General features: G+C 60.7%; 19 protein-coding genes. 10 read left to right on the top strand and 9 right to left on the bottom strand.

All coding sequences use genetic code 11. The features are described 5' to 3' along the window. The first annotated feature begins 9 nt into the window (after positions 1–9). On the top strand, positions 10–2,658 hold the full coding sequence (gene ppc, locus BLR92_RS11720; protein ID WP_089728757.1) for a phosphoenolpyruvate carboxylase: 2,649 nt from the start codon (positions 10–12) through the stop codon (positions 2,656–2,658). A gap of 150 nt (positions 2,659–2,808) precedes the next feature. On the opposite strand, the gene BLR92_RS11715 is transcribed toward ppc, so the two are convergent. The 3 genes from BLR92_RS11715 to BLR92_RS11705 are packed head-to-tail and all read right to left on the bottom strand — an operon-like array spanning position 2,809 to position 7,629. Further along, positions 2,809–3,696, bottom strand: a complete 888-nt coding sequence (locus BLR92_RS11715) for a ketopantoate reductase family protein (protein ID WP_340148220.1) — start codon at positions 3,694–3,696, stop codon at positions 2,809–2,811. After that, positions 3,693–5,627: a DNA topoisomerase III gene (locus BLR92_RS11710; protein WP_089728755.1), complete on the bottom strand. Its 1,935-nt coding sequence runs from the start codon at positions 5,625–5,627 to the stop codon at positions 3,693–3,695. The genes BLR92_RS11715 and BLR92_RS11710 overlap by 4 nt, the downstream gene beginning before the upstream one ends. Positions 5,628–5,685: 58 nt before the next feature. Beyond that, a complete protein-coding gene (locus BLR92_RS11705) occupies positions 5,686–7,629 on the bottom strand; it encodes a hypothetical protein (RefSeq protein WP_245704188.1) in 1,944 nt (647 codons plus the stop codon). A gap of 107 nt (positions 7,630–7,736) precedes the next feature. On the opposite strand from BLR92_RS11705, the gene BLR92_RS11700 reads away from it, so the two are divergent. Further along, the gene (locus BLR92_RS11700; RefSeq protein WP_089728753.1) at positions 7,737–9,557 is read left to right on the top strand and encodes an SEC-C domain-containing protein; all 1,821 of its coding nucleotides are present in this window, start codon (positions 7,737–7,739) and stop codon (positions 9,555–9,557) included. A gap of 7 nt (positions 9,558–9,564) precedes the next feature. Here BLR92_RS11700 and BLR92_RS11695 read toward each other — a convergent pair whose 3' ends face one another. Then, entirely contained in the window at positions 9,565–10,944 is a 1,380-nt protein-coding gene (locus BLR92_RS11695; RefSeq protein ID WP_089728750.1) for an AmpG family muropeptide MFS transporter, read from the bottom strand. 185 nt (positions 10,945–11,129) lie between these two features. Between BLR92_RS11695 and rfaH the strand changes: the two genes are divergently transcribed. Then, on the top strand, positions 11,130–11,675 hold the full coding sequence (rfaH, locus tag BLR92_RS11690) for a transcription/translation regulatory transformer protein RfaH (RefSeq protein WP_089728748.1): 546 nt from the start codon (positions 11,130–11,132) through the stop codon (positions 11,673–11,675). Positions 11,676–11,691: 16 nt separating this feature from the next. On the opposite strand, the gene BLR92_RS11685 is transcribed toward rfaH, so the two are convergent. From BLR92_RS11685 to BLR92_RS11670, 4 genes are all read right to left on the bottom strand, one after another. Next, complete coding sequence (locus BLR92_RS11685) at positions 11,692–13,185, bottom strand: putative bifunctional diguanylate cyclase/phosphodiesterase (RefSeq protein WP_089728746.1); 1,494 nt, start codon at positions 13,183–13,185, stop codon at positions 11,692–11,694. 96 nt (positions 13,186–13,281) lie between these two features. Beyond that, positions 13,282–13,893: a transglycosylase SLT domain-containing protein gene (locus BLR92_RS11680; RefSeq protein WP_245704187.1), complete on the bottom strand. Its 612-nt coding sequence runs from the start codon at positions 13,891–13,893 to the stop codon at positions 13,282–13,284. Next, a complete protein-coding gene (locus tag BLR92_RS11675) occupies positions 13,874–15,595 on the bottom strand; it encodes a proline--tRNA ligase (RefSeq protein ID WP_089728744.1) in 1,722 nt (573 codons plus the stop codon). The genes BLR92_RS11680 and BLR92_RS11675 overlap by 20 nt, the downstream gene beginning before the upstream one ends. 236 nt (positions 15,596–15,831) lie before the next feature. Continuing rightward, positions 15,832–16,740, bottom strand: a complete 909-nt coding sequence (locus BLR92_RS11670) for a LysR substrate-binding domain-containing protein (RefSeq protein WP_089728742.1) — start codon at positions 16,738–16,740, stop codon at positions 15,832–15,834. Positions 16,741–16,876: 136 nt separating this feature from the next. Here BLR92_RS11670 and BLR92_RS11665 point away from each other — a divergent pair, with 136 nt between their 5' ends. The 6 genes from BLR92_RS11665 to BLR92_RS11640 all read left to right on the top strand — a co-directional run bounded on the left by BLR92_RS11665 (position 16,877) and on the right by BLR92_RS11640 (position 23,385). Beyond that, on the top strand, positions 16,877–18,196 hold the full coding sequence (locus tag BLR92_RS11665) for a ribulose-bisphosphate carboxylase large subunit family protein (protein WP_089728739.1): 1,320 nt from the start codon (positions 16,877–16,879) through the stop codon (positions 18,194–18,196). A gap of 57 nt (positions 18,197–18,253) precedes the next feature. Then, positions 18,254–19,018, top strand: a complete 765-nt coding sequence (locus BLR92_RS11660) for a phytanoyl-CoA dioxygenase family protein (protein WP_089728737.1) — start codon at positions 18,254–18,256, stop codon at positions 19,016–19,018. Positions 19,019–19,068: 50 nt separating this feature from the next. Continuing rightward, positions 19,069–20,103 (top strand): TRAP transporter substrate-binding protein, encoded by a 1,035-nt coding sequence (locus tag BLR92_RS11655; protein ID WP_217636580.1) that lies wholly within the window; start codon positions 19,069–19,071, stop codon positions 20,101–20,103. A 74-nt stretch (positions 20,104–20,177) separates the two neighbouring features. Further along, positions 20,178–20,714 carry a TRAP transporter small permease gene (locus BLR92_RS11650; RefSeq protein WP_089728735.1) on the top strand — a complete coding sequence of 179 codons (537 nt, stop codon included), beginning with the start codon at positions 20,178–20,180 and terminating at the stop codon, positions 20,712–20,714. Between the two features lie 2 nt (positions 20,715–20,716). Continuing rightward, positions 20,717–22,006: a TRAP transporter large permease gene (locus BLR92_RS11645; protein WP_089728733.1), complete on the top strand. Its 1,290-nt coding sequence runs from the start codon at positions 20,717–20,719 to the stop codon at positions 22,004–22,006. 17 nt (positions 22,007–22,023) lie between these two features. Next, positions 22,024–23,385 (top strand): four-carbon acid sugar kinase family protein, encoded by a 1,362-nt coding sequence (locus tag BLR92_RS11640; RefSeq protein WP_089728731.1) that lies wholly within the window; start codon positions 22,024–22,026, stop codon positions 23,383–23,385. Between the two features lie 36 nt (positions 23,386–23,421). On the opposite strand, the gene BLR92_RS11635 is transcribed toward BLR92_RS11640, so the two are convergent. Beyond that, positions 23,422–24,327, bottom strand: a complete 906-nt coding sequence (locus tag BLR92_RS11635; RefSeq protein WP_089728729.1) for a LysR family transcriptional regulator — start codon at positions 24,325–24,327, stop codon at positions 23,422–23,424. A gap of 172 nt (positions 24,328–24,499) precedes the next feature. Between BLR92_RS11635 and BLR92_RS11630 the strand changes: the two genes are divergently transcribed. Then, positions 24,500–26,011, top strand: a complete 1,512-nt coding sequence (locus tag BLR92_RS11630) for a CoA-acylating methylmalonate-semialdehyde dehydrogenase (RefSeq protein ID WP_089728727.1) — start codon at positions 24,500–24,502, stop codon at positions 26,009–26,011. Position 26,012: the final 1 nt, after the last annotated feature.

Raw genomic sequence — 26,012 nt, 5'->3', positions numbered from 1 at the left:
GAGAGTCTGATGAGTCATGACCTACACGAATCGCTGCGCGACAACGTTCGGGTATTGGGCGATAGCCTGGGCCGCACTATCGCCGACGACCTGGGCGACGGCTTCGTCGACAAGATCGAGACGATCCGCGGCTTTGCCAAGACCGGTCGCCAGGATGGTAGCGCCTCCCAACGCGAACTGATCAATTATCTGCGCGGCCTGCCGGATCAGGACCTGCTACCGGTGACCCGCGCCTTCAACCAGTTTCTCAACCTGGCGAATATCGCCGAGCAACACTACCGCGCGCGTTTTCGCCGCGTCGAAGATTACAAGCCCGGCTCGCAGCCGGCGCTCGGCGAGCTGTTCGAGCGTATCCGCGAAACCGGCCACAAATCGCGTCAACTGGTCGAGACCCTGGCCAACATGCGCGTCGAACTGGTGCTCACCGCGCATCCTACCGAGGTCATCCGCCGCACGCTGATTCAGAAATACGACGCCATCGACGATTGCCTGACCGCCATGGAAGGCGCCGTCGATTACCCCGAAAAGGCTGCGCGTGCGCATGGTCGTTTGCAGGAGTTGATCAGCCAGGCCTGGCATACCGACGAGATTCGCCACGAGCGGCCTACCCCGGTGGACGAAGCCAAGTGGGGTTTCGCGGTCATCGAGAACTCGCTGTGGCAGGCGGTGCCCGATTTTCACCGCGATCTCGACAGCCTGCTGCTCGATGCTGCGGGCGAGCGACTGCCGCTGGATGCCGCGCCGCTGCGTTTCGCCTCGTGGATGGGCGGCGATCGTGACGGCAATCCCAACGTTACCGCCAAGGTCACCCGCGAGGTGTTGCTGCTGGGGCGCTGGATGGCCGCCGATCTCTACCTGCGCGATCTCGAGCAACTCAAGGTCGAGCTGTCGATGTGGAAGGCCAATAGCGCCTTGAAAGCCGACGTCGGTGACGAGCCCGAGCCTTATCGTGCGTTGCTCAAGCGACTGGTGACACGCGTCGAATCCACGCGGGACTGGGCCAAGGCCTGCCTGGATGGCAAGTCCTACGATGGCGGACCGATCATCGAGACCCGCGATCAACTCTATGCGCCGCTGCTGGCCTGTTATCGCTCGCTGTGCGACGTCGGCCTCGACGGCATCGCCAACGGCGTGCTACTCGATACACTGCGCCGCGTCGCAGTGTTCGGCGTGACGCTGACCAAGCTCGATATCCGCCAGGAATCCAGCCGTCATAGTCAGGTGTTCGACGAACTCACCGCGTATCTGGGGCTGGGCCACTATCACGAGTGGGATGAATCCCGGCGTCAGGAGTTTCTGCTCGAGGAATTGGCCTCCCAGCGTCCATTGATTCCCCGGCGTTGGGAATGTTCCGTCGAGACTCGCGAGGTTCTCGATACGTTTCGTACCATCGCCGGCGAGCACCGCGAAGCGTTGGGCACCTATATCATCTCGATGGCCGGGCAGCCTTCCGATGTGTTGGCGGTGGCGCTGCTGATGAAGGAAGTCGGTGGCGACGTTCGCCTGCCGATCGCGCCGCTGTTCGAGACGCTCGACGACCTCAACCGATCCGGCGAAGCGATCGATCGGTTGCTGTCGTTGCCGGGGTATCGGCGTTTGGCGGGCGATCGCCAGGAAGTGATGATCGGCTATTCCGATTCCGCCAAGGATGCCGGTCAACTGGCCGCCGCCTGGGCGCAGTATCGTGCCCAGGAAACCCTGGTCGAAGTCTGTGAGCGCCACGGCGTCAGCCTGACCCTGTTTCACGGTCGGGGCGGCACCGTCGGGCGTGGTGGTGGCCCGGCACACGCGGCGATTCTGTCGCAGCCGCCGGGCTCGGTGAACGGCAGCCTGCGCGTCACCGAGCAGGGCGAGATGATCCGTTTCAAGTTCGGTCAGCCGGATATCGCCCTGCGTTCGATGGAAATCTACGCCTGCGCGGTGCTCGAGGCCACGCTGTTGCCGCCGCCCACGCCGGAGCCCGAATGGCGCGAGGAAATGGATCGTCTGGCCGATATCGGGCATAGCGCCTATGTCACCGTGGTACGCGAGACGCCGGACTTCGTGCCGTACTTTCGCGCGGTGACGCCGGAAGGCGCGCTGGGGCGCTTGCCACTGGGATCACGCCCCGCCAAGCGCCGCCAGGAAGGCGGCGTCGAATCGTTGCGCGCCATTCCATGGATATTCGCCTGGACGCAGACCCGTCTGATGCTGCCGGCCTGGCTGGGCAGCGGCGAGGCCTTCGCCACGCGCATGGAAGAGGAAGGTGGCCTGGAGCGGCTACGCGAAATGCGCGACAAGTGGCCGTTTTTCGGCACTTACCTCGACATGCTCGAGATGCTGCTGGCCAAGGCCGATGTCGATATCGCCGCTTACTACGAGCATCGCCTGGTCGACGAGCCTTCGCTGAAGGCACTCGGTAAACAACTGCGTGAGCGGCTACAGCACCTGGAAAGCAGCCTGCTGGAGATTCTCGATCAGCATGAGCTGCTCGAGAAAACGCCGCTGATTCGCCAGGCCATCGACGTGCGCAATCCGTATATCGACCCGCTGCATGGCTTGCAGGCCGAGCTGTTGCAGCGTAACCGCGATGCCGATGGGGCGATCAGCCCGGCGCTGTCACGGGCATTGATGGTGACCATGGCGGGGATCTCCGCCGGCCTACGTAACACGGGATAATGACAGCTATAAGCTGTAAGAGCGCCGCTACGCGGCTGGAAGCTGGAAGAACGGCGCTACGCGCCTTGAAGAAAAACCCTAGGGGCAAGATCATTCTTAGCTTCTAGCTTCTAGCTTCTAGCTTCTAGCTTCTAGCTTCTAGCTTCTAGCTTACCCCGGCGTTTCCCGATACAGCGCCGTCAGCACCGGCACATCGAGCCCGTGGCGCATGGCCGCATCGAGCAGCGGGCCGAGGATGGCGTCGCGTTCGGTGGGTCGATTGGCGAGTACGTCCTGTAGCATCGAGGCGCGGTTGCTGGCCGTGCCTTCGATCACCTTCCAGATCATTGCCGACCAGCCGCTCTCAGGCGCTTCGATGCCTTCGGCGTGCATGATGGCGGTGACTTCCGCGATGACCGCGTCGACCATCGGCCGAAAAGGGCGGTCGCGCAGTTGGCCGTTGCGAATGCGAAAGCGTGCGACGAGTGGGTTGATCGCCGCGTTGATCGCGAGCTTATGCCCTAGCCGCTGGCGAATGTTGCTGCACGGCTCGGCGCTCAAACCGGCGCTGGTGAGGCGGCTGGCGATCCGTGCGGCGAGATCCTGGTGGCAACCATCGAGATGACCGATAAAGGTGTGGCCATGACCGGCATGTACCACGCCGTCGTCGCCTTGGGTATAGGCGCCTTCGGTTGTCGTTGCGCAGAGTACCGGGCCGGGCCAGCGTCGCGTTAGCGGTTCCTGCACTTGATAACCGTTTTGCCATAGCACCAGCGGCGTCTCATCAGCGATGCAGACGGCGAGCTCATCGAGTGCCGCCTCGGCGGCATAAGCCTTGGTGGTCAAATGAATCACGCCGAGTTGGGCTGGCGCCTGGTTCGTGGTGATCCGTGCCACCTTGTGGGCCAGGGTTTCCCCTTCGGGCGTCGTCAACGACAGTGGTTGGGTGCTGGCCTTTCTTCCGACCAGCGCGATCGGCACTTGCCCGCTTAGTCGCGTGGCCAGCAAACGACCCAGGGCGCCGGAGCCGAGGATCAGCCAGTCGCCGCCCGACATCATGAGCCCGAGCTACCGCGCCTGGCGGTCGATGCCGAGGTGCGACGGCGTGTCGTCTTGCGTTTGCCCCCACTCTTGTTAGCGCGCCGCTTGGGCGCGGCCTCGAATCCTTCGGCGCTGCCCAATGCCTGACGCATGCGCTCGGCATCGGCGCTGGCCAGCAGCGTGCGCAAATCGACGATCAAGGCATCGAGAAACGGCGCGGCCTGATCGTTGCCTTCGGCGATAGCGCGTAGCCGTTGCTCCCAGAGCGCCGTGCGTTCGGGGCGGGTGGCGGGCTCGGGTAGTGCCGCGATCAGCGCCTGACCGGTGTGGGTGGCACGCAGGGCGCTTGCCTGGCGTACCAGATAGCGACGATCGAGCAGCGTTTCGATGATGTTGGCGCGGGTGGCCTCGGTGCCCAGGCCGTCGGTATCGCGCAGGGTGCGCTTGACCGCTGGGTCTTCGACGTAGCGAGCGACGTTCATCATCGCCTTGATCAGGCTGGCGTCGGTGAACGGCTCCGGCGGGCGTGTCTCTTTGTCCTCCACCGCCTGGTCGATGACTCGGGCGGCTTCGCCTTCACTCAGCGGTGGCAACGGCGGCGCGTCGTCACGGCTGGCGAACAGCGGCTTCCAGCCGGCGACGAGAATCTCGCGACCCTGGGCATGAAAGCGCTCGTCGAGCACCGTGAACTGCGCCTTGACGTCGCGGGTTTGCAGCGCCGGGTAGAACTGGGCGAGTACGTTGCGGGCAATCAATCGGAATATATTCGCTTCGCTAGTCGACAAACGGCTGAAGTCGGGTGTCGCGCCGCTGGGAGCCAAGGCATGGTGAGCGCCGACCTGCTTGTCGTTCCAGGCCTTGGAGCGCAGCGAGAAGTCGGCATCGGCGAGCCACTCCTCGAGCGTCGGATCATTGGCGCAGGCATTGCCCAGCGTCGCGCGGGCCTCGGCCCAATGCGCCTGGGGCAGGTAGCGGCAATCGGAACGTGGATAGGTGATCAGGCGGTGGCGTTCGTACAGCGACTGGCAGATATCGAGCACAACCTTGGCCGAGAGCTTGTAGCGCCGCGAGGCATCGACCTGCAGCGCCGACAGCGAATACGGCAATGGGGCGGCCTGGCGTTTGTCTTGCGCCTCGAGGCTTGTCAGCCGGCCTTCGGCGCCGGGCAGTCGCGCGGCCAGATCAACAGCAGGCTGGCGCTTCATCAGGCGCCCCTGATCGTCCAGCGGATGCGTCTCGCCGGGCTGCCACCAGCCGCGCACGATACCCTGGGCAACCTGGAAATCCGCCCATAGCACATGAAAAGGGCGCGGCACGAAGCGGGCGATATCGAGGTCGCGGCGTACCACCAGCCCCAGCACCGGGGTTTGCACTCGCCCCACCGAGAGCACACCGTCATGCCCGGCCTGGCGGCCGGTCAGCGTCCAGGCGCGTGACAGGTTGATGCCATACAGCCAATCGGCGCGGGCACGCGCTTCGGCGGCGTGATATAGCGTCTGATAAACGGCGTTATCCTGCATCTGCGCGAGGGCCTTGTGTACCGCCGGGCGGTTGAGATCGCTGATCAACAGCCGCGACACCGGACCGCGCCAGCCCAGATGCTCGATGACCTCCTGGACCAGCAATTGCCCCTCGCGATCCGGGTCGCCGGCATGTACCACCTCGCTTGCCTGTTTGAACAGGGCACGCAGCACCTTGAGCTGGCCGCGTGCCTTGGGGCGGGGCGTGAGTCGCCAGCGCTCGGGGACGATCGGCAGATGATCGAGACGCCACTGCTTATAGCGCGGATCGTAGACGTCCGGGGCGGCCTGTTCCAGCAGATGGCCGAGGCACCAACTGACCCGTGTATCGCCGACGCGCAGTGCGCCTTCTTCACGGCTCACGCTGCCGGGCAGGGCATCGGCAATGGCCCGGGCTAGGCTGGGTTTCTCGGCGATGATCAGGCGCATGAAGGAGTGTTCCGATTTTGGGTCTGGGTATTTTTACAGTATCGGTCGCTGATGCCAATCAATTCAGCGCGCGGCGTGCCTGGACCAACGCCCGATACCAGTCACGCGGCGGCGCGCCGACGGCGGGTGGCCGCTGGCTCAAATAGCTGACATTGCGTGTGTCGCCGCGCGAATGGCTCGCCAGGTAATTGGAAAGCATATTGAGGGTGGCTTCGCGGGCCGCGTACTGATCGATGAGAAACGCCTTGGCGGCGGGATCGAGTTCGACGCGATAGTGGCGGACCAGCGCCAGGGCTAGTGATTCGGCGGTACGCGATAGATCGACGTCGATTTCCTTGACCATCGCCGCGCCGAGCGCGGCCTTCGCCGCCGCCGACAGGTTGGGTTCGATCTGGCCGAAGTCGGCGGCATTCGAGCTATTGATGGCACGTTGGACCTCGGGTCGCGAGAGCTGAATATGCGGCTCCAGCGCCAGGGCGATTTCGATGGCCAGGCGTTTGGCGGCATCGACGCCGACGGTCAGCAGGGAGTCGCGCTCGAGTTGCTGATGGTGCTGAAGATGCCGCTCCTCGCTGGTGCCGGTTGCGAGGTGTTTGGCCAAATGCTTGCAGACCTCGGCCTTGGCGGCATCGTCGAGCGCGATCACATGCTCGCGGATACGCAGGCCACGACGGCCAGGGCCGAGGCGCAGGCTTGTGCTTTCATCGCTCAGGTCGGTGCTGATGGCTTCCCAGCGCTGCGACATCTTGAGCAGTTGGGCGTGGCTGCGGCCGACTTGCTCGTAAGCGCTGTAAGCGGCCTTGTAGAGTCGAATGGCATTGCTCAGCAGATCGGCCTTGCGGCGCAGCGCGCCACGGCGGTCACTCTGGCCGGCGGCGACGGCCTGGGCGAGATGCTGAGTCTGCTCGGCGAGCGCGTCCATGGCCTGCTGCGAGCGCTCGAGCAATACCTCGGCGCGCAGTCCGGCGGCGGCGTCCTCGACCAAGGTGCCCGATTGCTCGGCAAGATAGGCGGTCAACGCCTTGAGTCGTGACAACCCGGTGGCCTGGGCAATGCGGTGGCGAGCGCGGGCTTCCTCGAGGCTATCGAAGGCTCGCGCCAGCCGCCAGCGACCCTTGTATTCGAAGGTCAGCATGGGAATCTTGCGCCCGCTGATCAGCTCGAAGGCGAGGATCAGCATCTCCTCGACGTCCTGTAGCGTCATCAGCAATTCATCGTTCTGGCCGATGGCGGCCAGAATACGCTCGATGAAGTTGTCATCGCGGGTTACGCCACGCCGCAGGTTGGGCGCCTGACCCTCGAAGCGTTCGCGCAGCAGGGCAGTGGCATTGGGTGCCAGTTCGGCCAACTCGGCGAACTGGGGCTCGAAGGTTTCGCCATACAGTGCGATCAGGTCGCGGATGCGCGCATGCAGGCCGACGCGCCGATAGATATCGATCTGGGCGAGAATCCGCGCGCTATCACGATCGTCGAGCAATTCGATGGCGGCCAGTTCGACCCCTTCCGGCGATAGATCCTGCTTGCGCAGCAACATGGCGGCGGCCTCGCGGCGCCGGGCATCGCCCTCCAGGCTCTCGACGATCAGATTGCGCGTCACCAGTAGCAGCTCGGGCAGGCTCTTGATGACGCGCTCGATCTTGCCGGCGGTCTTTTCCGCCCGGCGCCCGCCAGTGAGGTTATAGACGAGATTGGCGATGATCCCCGCCGCGCCGGTAATCACCGTATAGGAGATGAAAAAGACATAGTTCTCGGCGGTGGGTGCCTTGCCGTAGCCGAGCAGATAACCGCCCCAGGCGCCGAGCAGCGTGACCGGGCCGGCGGTCCACAGGATCTGCAGCAGGTTGACCGACCACGGCACCTTTTCCACCGCCGAGGTGATGCGGCGAATCTCGTCGCGCCCTTCGCGCTCCAGACGAATCTGGGGTGTTTCGGCGGTGGTCGTGGATGGGCGGAGAAACGGCAGTCGCAAGTCGTTGGTCCTTACGCGGTAGGGCTTGGGCATTAGCCAAGGTCGTAACCTAGCATTTGCCATAAGCGCTGCGCTAGATGTGATGAGCGTGATCGGGCCGGCATGTTAGACTGTTGCGATTTTTACGCGGGAGGGTGGCGATGCTGGCGATGTGGGTGGAACAGCTGCTGGGCTATGCTGGCGGCGCGCTGGCGGCGATCCGCGACGATGAACATTACCCGTCATTGATGGCTTGGGCGCGTGGCGAGGGCGCCCGACGCTTGGGCGGCAACCTGGCGCTGGCCCAGGCGCTGGCGCCGGAGTTATGGAACCAGACACCGCTCGAGCGATTGGATTTCGCCTGCGAACCCCTGGCGCGGCCGGGGCGTAACGAGCCCTGCTGGTGCGATTCGGGGCGCAAGACCAAACATTGTTGTGGCGATGTCACCTTGCCGGGGCCGGTACCGGAGCACCTGATGTGGATGCTGTCGCTACGCGAATGGAAGGGCGACACCCTGAAAGCGGCACTGGACAGCGGTCGGGCGCCCGCCCAGTCGCTGCTCGAGGCTGGGTTGATCGCGGCTGAGAGTGGCCAGCGCGGTCGTGCCCAGCAAATCCTCGAGACCCTGTTCGACGCTGCCGACTGGAGCGGGTTGCCGGAGCAGGCCGAGCCTGCCTTCGAATTGCTGATCGATATCTACCAGGAGCGCGGCTTCCATCGCAAGAAGGCCGCATTGCTCGATGCGATTCTCGACCAGGGACCGCTGTTTCTGCGCGGCGTGGCGCTCGAACGGCTGTGCCTGATGCATCTCGACAGCGACGATCTGGCTAGCGCTCGCGAAGCCTTCGTGCGCGCCCAGCAGACGTTGCCCGATTCGCCGACGCTGGCCTACATCGAGGCCATGCTGTTGCTGCATGAAGGGCACCCGGATGAAGCCGGCGAGCGGGCGCGCTTCTGGTTCCGCCGGCTGGCGCGCCGGGGCGATCTCGATCCCGACCAGTTGCAATTTCTGGCCGACCTGGCCGACAACCCCGGCGCCACGCTCGCCGAGCAGATGGTCAATTCCGAAGAAGCGCTGGCCGAACCGCTGATCAGCCTTCAGGCATTGCTCGAGGCCCTGTCCGGCGCACCGCGCCTGACCTTTCGCCACGCCGAGGATGGCAGCCTGGAATACCACTCCAGCGCACGTGAGGATACCCTGTTCGCCGCCTGGCAATCGGCCTTCAAGGTCGAGGTGGATGAAGATGCCGCCTTGGGTTTCAAGGAGGATCCCTGGCCCTATGCCGGCGAGTGGCTGGGTGAAGTCTGCGCGCATCCCGAGTGGCTGGATTCGCCCGAAGTCGTCCAGGCGCTGACCATGGCGCTGGCCAGCCGCTTCGGCAGCCTGCCGTGGATGGCCGAGTCGTTCTTCGAGCCGTTGGCGATTCGCTTCGAGCGTTGGCTCAGCCAGCTCGAGCAGGAGGGTGGCCGTTTCGCCTGGGACGAGGCCGACAATGCGCTGCTGCTGCGCACCGGCCTGGCCCTGGTGGTCGGCATGGAGCGCGGCGCTCGCCGGCGCTCGCGCCAACTGGCGGAGCGATTACTGGTACTGGACGAACAGGACAGCCTCGGCCTGCGCGAACTGGTGCTCGACCAGTTGCTGCGCGAGGGCCGCGACGAAGAAGCCGTGACCCTGAGCTACCAGCGTGAGCCGAATGACGAAGGGCCGCTACTGGGCGTGCTGATGGGGCGCGTGCTGGCGCTGTATCGCCTGGAACGCCTCGACGAGGCCCTGGATTCCCTGCGTGCGGTGCATGCGCTCAATAGCCAGGCGATCGCCATGATGTGCGCCGACAATCCGCGCCCGGTGCCACTTGCATTGGAGGTGCCGGAGCCGGGTACCAAGGCCGAGGCCTGGCAGTACCGGGCCCTGATGCGCGACCAGTGGGCCACGACCCAGGGAGCGCTTGCGTGGTTGGCCGAGCAGCGCCGCGACCTGTGAGCGCCGGCTAGCCCTTGGCCTGGCCCGTCGCGGGCTCGTTGGCCGGTACCAGCGATCGATCGCGACTGATGCGCCAGGCCAGCCAGACCGCCGGCAGGCCGAGTAGCGAAGCCACTATGAAGAACACCATATAGCCTTGGCTGGCCACCACCAGCCCCGAGAAGCCGCCGATGAACTTGCCGGGCAACGTCATCAGCGATGAGAACAAGGCATATTGGGTAGCGGTATAGGCGCGCGAGGTCAGGCTCGAAAGAAACGCGATGAATACCGTGCTGGCCAGGCCATTGGCGAGGTTGTCGCCGATGATCGTGACTATCAACATGGGTATCTGGTCTCCGATCACCGCCAGCGCGGCGAAGAGCAGGTTGGTCAATGCCACGATCAGCGCGCCGGCCACCAGCATCGGGCCGATGCCGTAGCGCACCACCAGCACACCGCCCAGGATGCCGCCGGTAATACTCATGGCGATGCCGAACAGCTTGGTCACGTTGGCGATCTCGGCCAGCGTGAAGCCAAGATCGATATACAGCGGGTTGGCCATCGCCGCCATTGCCAGATCGCTGATCCGGTAGATACCCACAAATACCAGCAGCCACAGCGCCTTGCGTCCATGGCGGGCGAAAAAATCGGTGAAGGGGCAAACCACCGCGCCGATGGTCCAGGCCGCCAGGTGCCGCCAGGCGCGCGGTTGGCCCCGGCTCGTGCGCAGAAAAGCCCGTACGCGTGGCTCATGGGCCAACTGCACGCCGAGTGAGGAGCGTTGTGGCTCGGGGCGCATCAGCACCGTCAGCATGCCCACGCCAACCAGTGCCGCCATGGCCAGGTAGGCCCAGTACCAGGATGCCAGCGCGGCGATGTACAGCGCCCCGGCGCCGGCGGCCAGTAAGCCGCCGCGATAACCGATGATATAGGTCGAGGCCATCGCCGCCTGGACTTCCTCGGCGGCGGATTCGATGCGAAAGGCATCGATGACGATGTCCTGGGTCGCTGAGCCGAACGCGACCAGCAAGGCGAAACCGGCGACCGCCGCCAAGCCATCGAGCGGGTTAGTATGGGCCAGCCCAACCAGGCCGGTGGCGATGGTCACCTGGGCGAGTAGCATCCAGCCGCGGCGTTGGCCGAGGGCACTCGTCAACAATGGCAACGGTAATCGGTCGACCACCGGCGCCCAGAAAAATTTGATCGAGTAGAGAATCCCGACCCAGGAAAAAAAGCCGATGGCTGCGACCTCGACATTGACGTCGCGTAGCCAGGCAGTCAGCGTCGAGAACACCAGCAGGAAAGGCAGCCCGGCGGAGAAGCCGAGAAACAGCATGGCGATCACCGGCGCCTGTCGGTAAACGACCAGGGCATCGCGCCATGAGCGATGCGCGGAGGAGTGAGTCATGAAAGGGCGGTTCTCCTGGCGTGGGCAGTGTATTGCCATGACGCGGTCAATCGCGCGGGCATCGATGATAGACTAGGCGCTAACTTACGTGCTTCGTGCCAGACAGATCAATGCTTTGCACGCTAGCAGGACGTAACTCGAACGGTGCGAGAGAAAGGCTATCAACAATTGGACAGCAGAGCGCTATGAATGAACGAATCGACAACCGCGATCCTCTGAATGGCGATGCGACCCCGCGTTGGTATCTGATCCAATGCAAGGGCGGCGAATCCTTTCGCGCCGCCGAACACTTGGACAACCAGGGTTACCAGGTCTTTCATCCCGTGCTTCAGGTACAGAAGAAACGTCGCGGCAAGTTGTGCTGGCTCGACGAGCCGCTGTTTCCCTATTACCTGTTCATCCGCCTCGATCGACTGGATAGTAACTGGCGCCCGATTCGCTCGACCCGGGGGGTGCTCAAGCTGGTCGGGTTCGGCGACGAACCACTGCCGGTGGCCGACGATCTGATCGAGATACTGCGCGATAATGCGAGTGTCGAAGCGCCAGCGCAGCAGGCCAACGTGTATTTTCGTGCCGGTGAAATCGTCGAAATCACCGAGGGGCCGTTTCGCGCGCTGCAAGCGGTCTTCGATAGCCAGAAGGGCGAGGAGCGCGCGATCGTGCTGCTCAGCATGCTGCAAGGTCAGCAGCGCCTGGAAATACCGATCGAGCATCTGCGACGCAACGAGTAACCAGCCAGGCGTCTGCTCAACCGCCAAGCGTGCCGTTTGGCCGGGCGGAGACTACCAGCAGATGATTCTGGTATTCCTCGAGCCAGGCCGTCACGTTTTCGGCGTCCAGCGCCCGCGAGATCAGAAACCCCTGGGCCTGATCGCAACCGGCTTGGGCCAGTAGCGCCAGGTGTTGCGGGGTTTCAACGCCTTCGGCGATGACCTGCAGGCCGAATTTATGCGCCAGATCGATACTGGCATCGACGATTAGCGCATCTTCGGGTTGGTGGGGCAGATCGATGACGAACGACTTGTCGATCTTGAGCACGTCCAGCGGCAGGCAGCGTAGCTGGGTCAGCGATGAGTAGCCGGTGCCGAAGTCGTCGATGGCCACCTGACAGCCTTGTTCGCGAAGCTCGCCGAGCAAGTGGGCCGCCAGCCCTGGGTCGCGCATCACGGTCTGCTCGGTAACCTCCAGCATCAACAGTCGCTGATCGACTCCGTACCTGTTTAGCCAGCCGACCAGGCGCTTGGCCAGATCCACATCCTCGAGATCCGCAGCGGACAAATTGACCGCTACGTGCTGCGGCCTGCCGAGTGCTTGCCATGCAGCCATCTGGCCGATGACATGTTCGAGCATCCAGTCGCTGAGCAATGGCATGTGCCCGGACTGGGTGGCCAATGGCAGGAACTCGTCGGGCTGCAGCAGGCCCAGGGAAGGGTGCTGCCACTGTAGCAGCGCCTCGAAGCCCTCGACGCGGCCATCGGCAATGCGAATCTTGGGTTGATAAACCACCCGCAACTGCTGCTCGCGAACGGCACTTACCAGGTCGCGAAGCATGATGCGTTCCTGGTCATGGTGTTGATCGAGCCCGCTCTGGTAGCCGTGATAGCCGTCTCGGGCCTTGCGTGCCAGGGTTAGCGCAATGCCCGAGCGACGCAGCAGGCGCAGTGGTTCCTGGCCATGTTCCGGATAATGCAGATCGGAAATCGAGATCGAAGGAATCAGCGTCGTCCCTTCCAGTTCCAACGGTTGGCACAAGCGCTCACGCAGCCGATCGGCAAGACGTTCGCGCGCGGTGGGGGGAATCACCAGCATCACGAACTCGTCGCCGCCGAGCCGATACAGGCGGCCACGATGAAACTCCAGGCGCATCAGGCGTCGAGCCAGCGCCACCAACAGCTGATCGCCGACAGCGTGACCCAGGGTATCGTTGATCTGCTTGACGTTATTGACACTCAGCCGGATCAGCGAGAACGGTTGATTGTGGTCGACCAGTCTTTCGAGTTCACGCAAGGCGCTCTGGCGGGTGCCGACACCGGTCAGTTTATCGATATCCTGAGGCTGTAGTTGCGTCTGCCAATTGAGCAAACGTGCCTGAAGCCCGCTCAAGCGGGTTTGCTGGTGCCCCGATAGGCGCCTGAGGCGGCGACGGGACGGGTGCAACAGACGCCCGGCGAGACGGCTCGTGCCCAGTGCCAGGCAGAGCAGCGATAGACCCAGGCAGCGACGCAAAGTGGCGAGAATCATGCGGGCGGTACCTGATATGACGAGAGAGGATTCAAACTTCGATACGCATGGTTGGCATTAAGATACGCGATGCTGGAAAAAGTTGCCTGCACTCGATTACGCGTTGCCAGTGATCCACCAACGCTCGATCCATGCGCGCATCACCCGCTCGGGATACCAGGTCTTGCCCAGGCTGCCGTTGTAGCGTGCCAACGCGCGGGTCAGATCGCCGTTCTCGCGTTGCAGGTAGTAAGCAAGAATGGTGCAGCCATAACGCAGGTTGAGGCGCGGGTCGAGCAGATTGTCCTCGGAGCGGCCGATGACGTTTTTCCAGAACGGCATCACCTGCATCAGCCCCAGGGCACCGGCGGACGACACCGCATCGGCCTGGAAGGCGCTCTCGACCTGGATGACCGCCAGCACGATCTGCGGCGATAGCCCGGCCAGCCTGGCCTCCTGGCGGATTCGTTGGAGTAGCGTCAGGCGAGTTTCGGGTTCGTCGAGAAAGGGCGCGAGACGCGGTTGCATCGCTTCAAGCCAGGCACTGGGCCGTTCCGCCTGGGCTGAAAGGCCGGCACGGCTGGTCATGGCCGACAGGGTGTCGACCAAGGCTTCGGGCACCTCGTCGGGTGCACGCGCCGCGCCGTGCGCCATGTCCGCAGCCAGGGTAGCCAGCAGGGCCGCCACCAGCCAGGTGGCGGCCCATCGATTAGCCTTGCAGGCGCTCACGCAGAAAATCGATCAGCTCATCGGCGGGAATCATGCGGTTGTCGGTGTCGCGGCGGCCCTTGTATTCCAGCTCGCCGTTATCCAGGCTGCGATCGCCGATCACCACGCGATGGGGTATGCCGATCAACTCCTGGTCGGCGAACTTGACGCCGGGGCGCGTATCGCGATCGTCGAGCAAGACATCGATGCCCTGGGCGCTGAGTTCGCCGTAGAGGCGCTCGGCGGTTTCGCGCACGCGCTCGGACTTGTGCGCGTTCATCGGCACCAGCACCACCTCGAACGGGGCGATGGCATTGGGCCAGATGATGCCGCTGGCATCGTGGTTCTGTTCGATGGCGGCGGCGGCCACACGGGTCACGCCGATACCGTAGCAGCCCATCCACAGGGTGGCGGCTCGGCCGTTCTCGTCGAGCACCGTGGCATCCATCGCCTCGCTGTATTTCTGGCCGAGCTGGAAGACATGGCCGACCTCGATGCCACGCTTGATCGAAAGCGTGCCCTTGCCGTCCGGCGAGGGGTCGCCCGCGACCACGTTGCGAATGTCGGCGACCTTGGGTAGCGCCACATCGCGTTCCCAATTGATGCCGAAATAGTGCTTGCCGTCGATGTTGGCGCCAGCGCCGAAGTCGCTCATCAACGCCACGCTGCGGTCGATGATGACCGGCATATCGAGCTTGACCGGTCCCAGCGAGCCGGGCCCGGCGCCGACCACGGCGCGAATCTCGTCTTCACTGGCCATGGTCAGCGGCGCCTTGATCTCGGGCAGGTTTTCCGCCTTGACCTCGTTCAACTCATGATCGCCACGCACCAGCAGGGCGATCAGGCCACCCTCGGTGGCATGCACCATCAGGGTCTTGAGGGTCTTCTCAATGGGTAGACCATGCTGCTCGACCAGGGCGGCGATGGTTTTGGCATGGGGTGTATCGACCAGGCGCAGTCCTTCGCCGGGTGCAGGGCGCTGAGCATCTTCGCCGAGCGGCGCGGGCAGTGCCTCGGCCTTCTCGATGTTGGCGGCGTAGTCGGAGTCGCTGGAGAAGGCGATATCGTCCTCGCCGGAGTCGGCGAGGACGTGAAACTCATGCGAGCCGGTACCGCCGATCGAGCCGTTGTCGGCCAGCACCGGACGATAATCCAGGCCCAGCCTATCGAAGATGCGCACATAGGCGTCATACATCGTCTGGTAGGAGCGTTGCAGGCCGGCCTCGTCGACATCGAAGGAGTAGGCGTCCTTCATGATGAATTCGCGCGAGCGCATCACCCCGAAGCGTGGGCGAATCTCGTCGCGAAACTTGGTCTGGACCTGATAGAAATTGGCCGGCAACTGCTTGTAGCTCGAGACCTCGCGGCGCACCAGGTCGGTGATCACCTCCTCGTGGGTCGGGCCGACGCAATAGTCGCGTTGATGACGATCCTTGAGGCGCAGCAGCTCGGGGCCATACTGTTCCCAGCGGCCGGATTCCTGCCACAGCTCGGCGGGCTGTACCGCCGGCATCAGCACTTCCTGCGCGCCGGCGCGGTTCATTTCCTCGCGCACGATACGTTCGATCTTGCGCAATGTGCGCAGGCCGGTCGGCAGCCAGGTATACAGCCCCGAGGTCAGGCGGCGGATCATGCCGGCGCGCAGCATCAGCTGGTGGCTGACGATCTCGGCATCGGCGGGCGTTTCCTTGAGAGTGGCGATCAACAGTTGACTGGCGCGCATGAGTCCGGCGTTCCTTCGAGTTCATATAAACGAAGCCGCGCCCCTTTTATCGGGCATCGCGGCGTTTGCCGCATTGTACGGCTAAAGCTCTGGTGGCGGCAAAAGCGAACGCAGCGGTAAGACCGTGAGATCGACAGCGAACTGACACGCATCGAGTGAGTCGAGAATCTCGGTCATGTATCGGTAATGATGAGCGTCATGCAGTCATTGGGCGGATAGCGTCGGGACGTATCGGGTCACCTACCTTTGGCATTTGGCAGGGCGCGGTCCGTATTGCCGACTTCGTGCATGGTCCATTTCACAAGCGCCTGCAAGTCCTTCGACTTCCTGAGATGCGGTGCAATCCACAACACGATATTGAACTTGCCGGCGATGAAACCGAAGGGTGCGACAAGCCGTCCTGAGCTTATCTCATCCTCTACGATCATACGTGGAGCGATGGCAACGCCAAGCCCATAGGATGCTGCCTGGATCATCAGGTAGAAGTGCTCGTAGATATCATGTGGCGCCAATGCAATCTCTGGGCGCCCCATTGTTTCAAGCCAATCATTCCATGCGAAGAGCCGCGTCTTGGCGGCGAGAATGCGCGCCTTAGGCAAATCTTCCAGGCGAGCTTCCAGTCCTGCCGCTTTCAGGTAGCCAGGGGCGCATACAAGGCCGATTTCTTCATTCATCAGATGTTTGACGATCACATCCTGCGGCGGTGGAACCATGTCGTTGCGAATCGCCAGGCTGATCTCTTCGCGCACAAGATCGATGTCTGCGTAGTTTACATTGAGCCGCAGATCCACATTAGGGTGCGTTTGCTTGAAATGGCGCAGCCGAGGTATCAGCCAGTGCATCATGATAGTGGCGGAGCATGACAGCGTTAGCGGGCCTGGCTTGAACTGCGCCACGCTAGCTTCGATCAGATTGAATCCGTCCGATAGTTTAGCCGCCATGCGTGCGCCCTCATCAGTCGCGATTACCGATTGCGGCAGGCGTTTCAACAGTGGCACGCCAAAGATGCTTTCCAAGCTTTGTATATGGCGGCTGATAGCGCTGGGGGTGACGCCGAGCTCGTCCGCTGCGCGACTCATATTGCCAAGTCGGACCGATGTTTCGAAGGCTCGGAGTGCATTCAGCGATGGTCGTGCGACGGTCATACTGTTTGGCCCCTCCCTATCTTCCACTAGATTTGACTTTTTCTCATACCTTACCGCACAAAATGTGAATTGTATCTTGGGCATCGATCTTCATAGGATACGTTAGCAGGAGGCTAACAACCCGAGGTCAAAAAATATGCTTGTTGAAGAAACTCAAGCCCAGGCGTCAAGCGCCACGGCGCAAGCGCACGCTTTATTGCAGGACCGTGTCGTTGCTACTTACCTGATCGAAACGGCTTTTTCATTGGAATACGCCGCCGAGGTGATTGCCGGCGAGCAGTCGTGTGGCACGTTTGTCGCTGTGCCCGGTGAAACCGCAGCATTGAAGGATCGTCACGGCGCACGGGTCATTAGCATCAAGCCGCTGGGAGCGGTCTCCGCTCCTTCCCTGGAAGGAGCCACAGCGCCACATTCAGCACGCGTAGCCTCGCGATACGAACGCGGCGAAGTGACCATTTCCTTCCCGTTTCACAATATCGGTCCGTCGATACCGAATCTGCTGACGACCGTCGCAGGTAACCTTTATGAACTGCAACAAGTGTCCGGGCTGCGGTTGGTCGACCTGGATTTGCCGGCATCATTTGCAAAGCGCTATCCCGGGCCGGCCTTCGGCATCGAAGGAACACGACGGTTAGCGGGTGTCGATGGACGACCACTTATCGGCACCATCATCAAGCCGAGCATTGGCTTGATGCCGGACGAAATACGTCCGTTGATTCGTGATCTGGCTTGTGCGGGACTCGATTTTGCCAAGGATGACGAACTCAACGGTAATGCGCCCTATGCGCCGCTGGCCGAGCGTGTCGCGGTGGTAATGGACGAAATCAACCGTGCCGCCGACAAGACCGGTAAGAAGATGATGTATGCCTTCAATATCACTGGCGATGTCGACGACCTTCGGCGCGGCCACGACCTGGTGCGCGATGCTGGTGGTACTTGTGTGATGGTTGCTATCAATAGCGTGGGTTTTGCTGGGTTGTCCTACCTGCGTCAGCACTGTGAACTGCCCATTCATGGTCACCGTGCAATGTACGGCGCGCTTGCTCGCTACCCAATGCTTGGCATCGGTTTCACCGCCTACCAGAAGATATGCCGCCTTGCCGGCGTGGATCACCTGCACGTGAGCGGTCTCGGCAGCAAATTCTATCAGAGCGATGAGGAAGTGAGCCAATCGATCCTCGATTGCCTGACGCCACTGTATGGCGATTATCGTGTAATGCCGGCGGTTTCTTCGGCCCAATGGGCCGGATCGGCGGTAGACACGTATGCGCGGACCGATACGATTGACCTGTTGCACTTGGCCGGGGGTGGAATCATCGCTCACCCGGGCGGTATCGCGGAGGGTGTGCGTAGTATGCAACAGGGATGGGAGGCTGCCATGGCCGGTATAGAGATCGGCGATTACGCTGCCACACACTCCGAACTCAAGGCCGCCATCGAAAAATTCGTAGTATAACGCGGAAACGGTTTCCCTGCTGCGTGAGACGGCTCTTATTACAGAGAGGATGATACATTGAAACTAACTGCTGCTCAGTTACAGGAGTTCAACGACAACGGTTTCCTTGTGGTGCGCGATATATTCACGGCAGAGGAAGTCGATGCTCTACGTGCCGAGTCGGTGGCAATTTTCGAGCACGAGCGTTCGGAGGTATGGCGCGAGAAGAACGGCGCTCCGCGCACCGCCTTCGGTTGCCACGAGTACAATGAGTTATTCCGTTCGCTGACACGTGACAGCCGTCTTGTGATACCGGTCGAGCAGATCATCGGTGAAAAACTGTATATCCACCAGTTCAAAGTCAACCCGAAAGTCGCCTTCGATGGCGATCCTTTCCCATGGCATCAGGATTTCGTCACCTGGCATTACGATGACGGCATGCCGGAGCCCCGGGGGATGAATATCGCCATTATGCTGGATGACGTCACGCCGAATAATGGCGCGCTGATGTTTGTGCCGGGCAGCCATGGAGAAGGCATGATCGAAGCGCCGGACGTTAACGGTCGACGTTGGATGGAGCGCAGGGATGTGGCGCGCCTGATCAAGAAAAGCAGCGATATTGTGGCGGCATCCGGCAAAGCCGGTGATGTGCTGATGTTTCATGGTAATACGGTGCACGGCTCGGCCGGTAATATCACGCCGCTCCCGCGCAGGATTTTATACGTCACTTACAACGCCGTATCGAATTACCTGCGTGAGCCGAAACGAGCCTCTTTTATCGCGCATCGGACATTCGAGCCGGTGGATACGGTCGTAGGCCAGGTTCTGCATGCAGTCTCTTAAGAAACCACCATATCTAACCACACAAGAACAAAACGTAAGGAGATACGATCATGAAAATCATGTCCATACGACACAGATTCACCGTCCTGCTGGCTACATGTATCATGCTGGCGTTCGCGGCTGCCGCGGCTGCCGCGTCTGCCGAGACCATGGAGTTGCGTCTGGCTCACTATGCCGCCATTGATAGTCCAGCCGACCAGGCGGCCCAGGAGTTCGCGAGGTTGGTCGAAGAGAGAACCGACGGGCGAATCGTCATCACGCTGTTCCCCAATGGCCAGTTGGGAGGAGTGGAAGCGAACGCGCGCGACCTGGCCAGAGGGGCGCTTGATCTCGCATTGCTGACGCCAGGATCGCTAGCCGGGCTCGATCCTTTACTCGACATTCACTACCTGCCTTTCATCGCGACCGATTACGAGCAGGTCGATGCGATTTTCTACAATCCCGATGGTGTTATCCAGAAGACCATACGCGAGACGCTGGCCAAGCATGACATTGAAACACTAGGCTTATACGAACTCGAATTCCGCGCCGTTACCAACTCTCGGCATCCGATCGAAACACCCGACGACCTGGAGGGATTGAAATTGCGCGTGCCGAGTTCGGCGGCTATCAAAGGTTTCTTCGAGGCTGCTGGCGCTCAAACAGTCGTAATGCCTTTTCCGGAATTATTTACAGCGCTTCAGCAGGGAACGGTAGATGGTCAGGACAATGGAGCTGCCCTTACCTATGAATCGCAGCTGTTCGAAACGCAGGAATATATGACCACGTTGAAGCATGTGTATGCATTCGGCACGTTCAATGCGAGTGCCAAGCTTTGGTCCGAACTTTCGGAGGAAGATAAGCAGATCATGCTCGAAACTGCGCAAGAAGTCGGTGAGCGCCAAATCCAGAAAAATCGCGAAATAAACGATCAATACCTGGCCAAGCTCGCGCAGGCCGGCCTTGAGATAACGCATCCGAATGAGCAGGCGCTAGCGGCGTTTTTCGAGATAGGCCAGCAGGTCTGGGATGAGTTGACCCCCGTGTATGGAGAAGCGCGAATCAATGCTCTGCGTGAGGAGGTCGCACGCGCGCGGTCGAACTAAGTTTGGGAAGAAAGCGGCGAAATGAAGATGGCACGATTTCCCTGTGAAAGATACAGCTAACAAGAGAGGGATATATGGAGATTTCGCCTGCCTTGGATCGCTGTCTGAACATAAATGCACGGCCATTCAAGTTCGAACGGAAAGTCTATTGTGTTGAAAAATGGATATGTATCACGGCATTAGCCGTGATGCTGCTCGCCATATCAAGTAATGTGCTGGTGCGCTATTTCAACCTGCCTTTTCCCAATTTTAGTGAGTGGGGCGTTGTCGCTATGGCGCCGCTGACTTTTATTGGCATGGCAATGTGCTCATACACGGGAACCCATATTGTGATCGATATTCTCAAGTCGGCTAAAAGCCATCGGCTTCGCCTGGTCGCCCGATTTCTGATCGGAATCGCATCGATCATTTTCGCCACCGTGTACCTGTATTACGGATGGAATTTTTTCTACGATACCCTGCTATCCGGTGAAAAGCTGATCGCCATGGGAACGCCGGTCGCGATACCACTATTCTTCTTGCCTGCCGGAATGGTGCTAGTGATCTTTCATGCCGTGCTTGAACTCTGGTGTACCGTAATCGACCTTGCGCCCGCCATCCAGGAGAAATAAGCATGACGTTCGGTATCTTCATTCTCTTCGGACTTCTGCTGATCGGAATCCCCATTGGCATTGCGTTCCCCCTGCTCGTCATTGCAAATGCCGAGACCTGGAATATTGATTGGGCAGTGTTGCCCTCGACGACGTTTGGCGCTGTTTCCTCTTTCCCGTTGCTGGCGATACCTCTATTTATTCTTGCTGGGGAGGTCATGAATCGCGGCGGCCTGATCAAGCAATTAATCGATGTATGTGACCGACTGTTGGGATGGCTTCGGGCGCCGATGGGGCATGTAATGATTGCCGCCAGCGCAATGATGGGAGCCATTACCGGCTCATCAGTCGCCACCGTCGCGGCTATCGGCGGCGCCGTAGGTCCCGTAATGATGCGGCGGGGCTACCCGCCGGGCTATACCGCAGCGTTGAATGCGGCCTCAGGAATGCTCGGTGTGCTGATCCCGCCGTCAATTCCGCTCATTCTGTACGGATCGATCGTCGGTGTGTCGATTACCCAATTGTTTCTGGCTGCGATACTGCCCGGCATTCTTATGGTCATAGCATTCATGACGGTACATTTTTTCATGACGCGTCGCGTACTGGCCTCTGGCCATGAACATGCTCACAGTGGCAATGGAGCGAAAAGCGATGATGCCGCGAAAAGCCTGCCGTCCATCCTGTTCCGGTCCGCCCCAGCATTGATGCTACCCGTCGTTGTACTCGGCGGAATTTACTCGGGTGTCTTTACTCCGACTGAGGCCGCGGCAGTTGCCACAATGTATGCGTTGTTTGTCATGTTGCTCGGCAGGACGGGTCGATTTGGTGATCTGAGTGATATCTTTTCCCGTGCCGCGCTCAGTTCGGCGGCGATTCTGGTCGTTATCGCCTTCACCAGCGTATTCAACCGCGCGTTGGTGCTGGAACAGATTCCCCAGTCGATTGCTGCTTTTGCTCCCATGGTTACCGATAGTGTCATCGTATTCCTATTGGTCATCAATGTAGCGCTGCTATTGATAGGTATGCTCATGGAGACCAACGCAGCGACGCTGCTGATGGGTCCGTTGCTGGCACCTGCAGCGGCAAGTTATGGAATCGACCCGGTCCATCTCGGCATCATATTGGTCGTCAATATAGAGCTTGGTCTCCTGACGCCGCCGATGGCCGCCAATCTGTTTGTCGCTGCGCGCACTAACGACGTGGCGCTGATCGCACTGCTTCGTTACATCGGCTGGTTCATTTTTGCGGCGCTGATCGTGGTGGCATGCATTACCTTTATCCCTGCGTTACCTCTGTGGTATCGCTACTTCTAACTTGATTCGAGATCAGTATGCGCCCCATCCAGCCCTACCCAATGCTCTTTTATGGGGATGATTTCACCGGTGCCAGTGCGAATTTGCTGGAGTATCACCGGCAGGGACTAAGAGGCATCCTGTTCGTCAATACGCCGACTCTCGAGCAGGTGGCGATGCATGCGGCGGATGTCAAAGTGCTGGGCATCGCAGGGATCAGCCGCTCGCTTACGCCTACCGACATGGCCGACGAGATACGGCCAGTGTTCGAGCTGTTTAGGCGCTTGGGCGGGCGTGTCATTCAGTACAAGATCTGCGCTACTTTCGATTCCTCGCCGACACGCGGAAACTTCGGCACGGTGATGGAACTCGCAAGGGATGTGTTCGGCGTGGAGAACATCCCAATCGTGGCCGCGCACCCCTCCTTTGGCCGGTTCACGGCGTTCGCCAATCATTTCGCTGTCTATCAGCAACAGGCGTATCGGCTTGATCGTCATCCAAGCATGTCGAAGCACCCTGAGACACCAATGCAGGAGGCGGACTTGCGGCGGCACTTGGCCAATCAGACCTCGCTGCCTATTGGTTTGTGCGATGTCGTTGCACTGCGAACGAAAGGTGATGAGGAAATCGATGCCATTCTCAGCAACGCCAATTTCGCAGGCACCATCTTCGATGCGATGGAGCACAGGGATCTGGTTACCATGGCGCGAGCCGTGTGGCGCGTCTCGCATGATCGATCCGTATTCACGCTGTCTTCACACGGCTTCGCGGCCGGTCTAGCTTCTCATCTTGCCGCGACGCAAACGAGGCTGCACAAAATCGTGCGCAATCCGCAACGGCCGGTCGAAAGCCTCGTCGTGCTTTCCGGCAGTTGCTCGCCCCGCACTGCCATACAGATTGAACATGCCCGGGCCAATGGGTGGCAGGCCATACGTTTGCCGGTCGATGCGCTTGAATATGAGAGTGAAATGCATGTCGCCGAAAAGGTAGCGGCACAGGTACTTGAGGCGACTGCTAGAGGTCAGAGCATCGTGGTTTACGCAGCTAATGGTCCCGAGGATGCAACGATTGCAAAAGGGCGCGGCGTGTTTGGCGCAATGCAGTCCGAATCTTCGGCTGTCATCGGCAGGCTCTACGGTTCGGTCCTGCGGCTGGTATTCGCTCAAAGAACGCTGCCGCGCTTGATGCTCGCGGGCGGGGATACATCGAGCCAGACGGTGCGGGCGCTGGGCATCGATGCCTTGACGATCGATGCGATCAATCCCGCTAGCATGGAGGCTTTCATGCGCATGCACGCAGAGCAGAGTCCTTTCGATGGCGTGCAGCTATTGATGAAGGCTGGACAGAACGGCTCGGACGATTATTTCACCTGCGCGCGTCTAGGGGAGGGGTGGGAGTGATAGGTATGGCTGGCCCTTGAGAGATTTCAAGAAACGTTAGGTAGTCCATACCTGTTTCAGCACGCTCCGGGCAATGTCGACTATCGGTTCGTCGCGGCAGTCTCGACGGTAAATGAAGCTCAGCGTGCAGGGCAGGCGTACGCCATTGGCGATCACTAGGCCACGCTCCTGGCGTTCCTGCATGGCCACGGTATCACGGGCCAGACTCAATCCTACGCCAGCGCGCACTAAATCGAGCATGCAGGACTCCTGATCGACTTGGGCCACGCCATGGGCTGTGAGCCCCAATGGTGCGAGCACTGCTTTGAGCAGACGGTGATGAGCGGATGCCGGTGGAGTAACGATCCACGGCAGGGCAGTCAGGCTTGTCCAGTCGGTGCGCGCCAGGCGTGAGGCCCAGCCTGCCGGGGCAATGATCAAATAATGGAAAAGAGTCAGCTCGAGGATATCGATAGCAGGTTCGCCTCCCTCGGCGCGAGTCGCTAGGCCAGGTGGGCCGAGAAAGAAGCCGACATCCAATTCGCGGCGCAGAACTCGCTCGAACACGCTGCCACTCATGCTGTGGTGTAGTTCGGTTTCGATCTGCGGCGCCTGTTCCACCAGCCGATGCAGGAAAGCACCCAGGCGGATGAATTCCGGATCAACGATAGTACCGATGCGCAAGCATCCACGTACTGTGCTGTGCATGGCCCGTGCCGCCAGATCGAAGGCATGGACAGCGCCCAGCGCCTTCTCGGCGACGGGCAGCAGGGCGTGGCCGTCAGGGGTCAGGGCCAGGCCTTGAGGGTGACGCTGAAACAGCTTGAAGCCAAGATGCTCCTGGAACTGTTTGAGCTTGAGGCTTACTGCCGGCTGGGTCAGGTTTAGCATCTGTGCGGCGCGGGACACGCTACCTTGCTGAGCGACCGTGACGAAGGCGCGCAGCGCCTGTAAATCCCGCATGTCATCTCTCCGGAGAAGGAGGGTGAGTTCAGCGAGCAAAGATATAAATATGGCTTATATCATGCTTTCGAATTTCTTAATTGCTTACTGGCCAAGTCACGTTAGGCTAGATAAAGAATCTACTATTTTACCTGCCTATTCAGCAATTTCCATCATAACGAACGAGGACGCCATGACCATCGCCCATATCGAGCATTATATCAATGGTCGTATAACATGCGGTCAATCCGAGCGCTACCAGGACGTCACCAACCCAGCGACTGGGCTGGTATCCGGTCGGGTATCCTTGGCCAATCGCGCCGATGTCGAGGTTGCTGTAGCCGCGGCTAAAGATGCCTTTCCGGCTTGGGCCGACACGCCACCACTTCGGCGTGCCAGGGTGATGTTCCGGTTTCTCGAGTTGCTCAATGGCCGTAAGGATGAGTTGGCCCGTGCCATCACCCTTGAACATGGCAAGGTATTCAGCGATGCCTGGGGTGAGGTGACTCGTGGCATCGAGGTCGTCGAGTTCGCTTGCGGTATCCCGCATTTGCTCAAAGGCGATTACACCGAGCAGGTCAGCACCGGCATCGACAATTGGACGGTGCGTCAGCCGTTGGGTGTGGTCGCCGGTATCACTCCCTTCAATTTCCCTGTCATGGTACCGATGTGGATGTTTCCGCTGGCAATCGCCGCCGGCAATACCTTTGTGCTCAAGCCCAGCCCTACCGACCCTAGCGTTTCCCTGTTATTGGCCGAGTTGTTGGGGCAGGCCGGCATGCCCGATGGTGTGTTCAATGTGATTCAGGGTGACAAGGAAGCTGTGGATGCGCTGCTTGAGCACCCTGACGTTCAAGCCTTGAGTTTTGTCGGTTCCACACCTATCGCCAATCATATCTACGAGACAGGAGCGCGCCACGGTAAGCGTACCCAGGCACTGGGCGGAGCCAAGAACCACATGGTTGTGATGCCCGATGCCGATCTCGACAAGGCGATGAACGCTCTGATCGGTGCCGCCTATGGTTCGGCGGGCGAGCGCTGTATGGCAATTAGCGTCGCGGTACTGGTTGGCGAGGTTGCCGACGAGATCTTGCCTCGGTTGGCTGAGCGGACCAAGTCGTTGACGATCAAGAATGGACTCGATGAGAAAGCTGAGATGGGTCCTATCGTCAGCGCGGCGGCTCATCGGCGGATCGTCGGCTATATCGATCAAGGCGTGGCAGAAGGCGCCGAATTGGTGGTTGACGGCCGCGACTTCGACGCCAGTACCACAGGTGAAGGGTGTGCCGATGGTTTCTGGATGGGAGGGTCGTTGTTCGATCATGTCACCCAGGAGATGGCCATCTATCGCGATGAGATCTTCGGGCCGGTGCTGGCCTGCGTGCGAGTACCGGATGTGGCCACGGCGATTCGGTTGATCAACGAGCATGAGTTTGGCAATGGTGTGAGCTGCTTCACCGAGAGTGGCAACGTGGCCCGCGAGTTTGGACGGCGCATTCAGGTCGGTATGGTCGGCATCAATGTGCCGATTCCAGTGCCAATGGCTTGGCACGGTTTCGGAGGCTGGAAGCGCTCGCTGTTCGGTGATACCCATGCCTATGGCGAGGAGGGTGTGCGCTTTTATACCAAGCAGAAATCGATCATGCAGCGTTGGTCGGATTCCATTGATGGCGGCGCCGAGTTCGTGATACCCACGACCAAATGAG

Source organism: Modicisalibacter muralis (genome assembly GCF_900102945.1).
GTDB classification, from domain to species: domain Bacteria; phylum Pseudomonadota; class Gammaproteobacteria; order Pseudomonadales; family Halomonadaceae; genus Modicisalibacter; species Modicisalibacter muralis.
The sequence above is the reverse complement of the archived record's forward strand: the minus strand, read 5'-3'. Positions and strand labels throughout refer to the sequence as shown.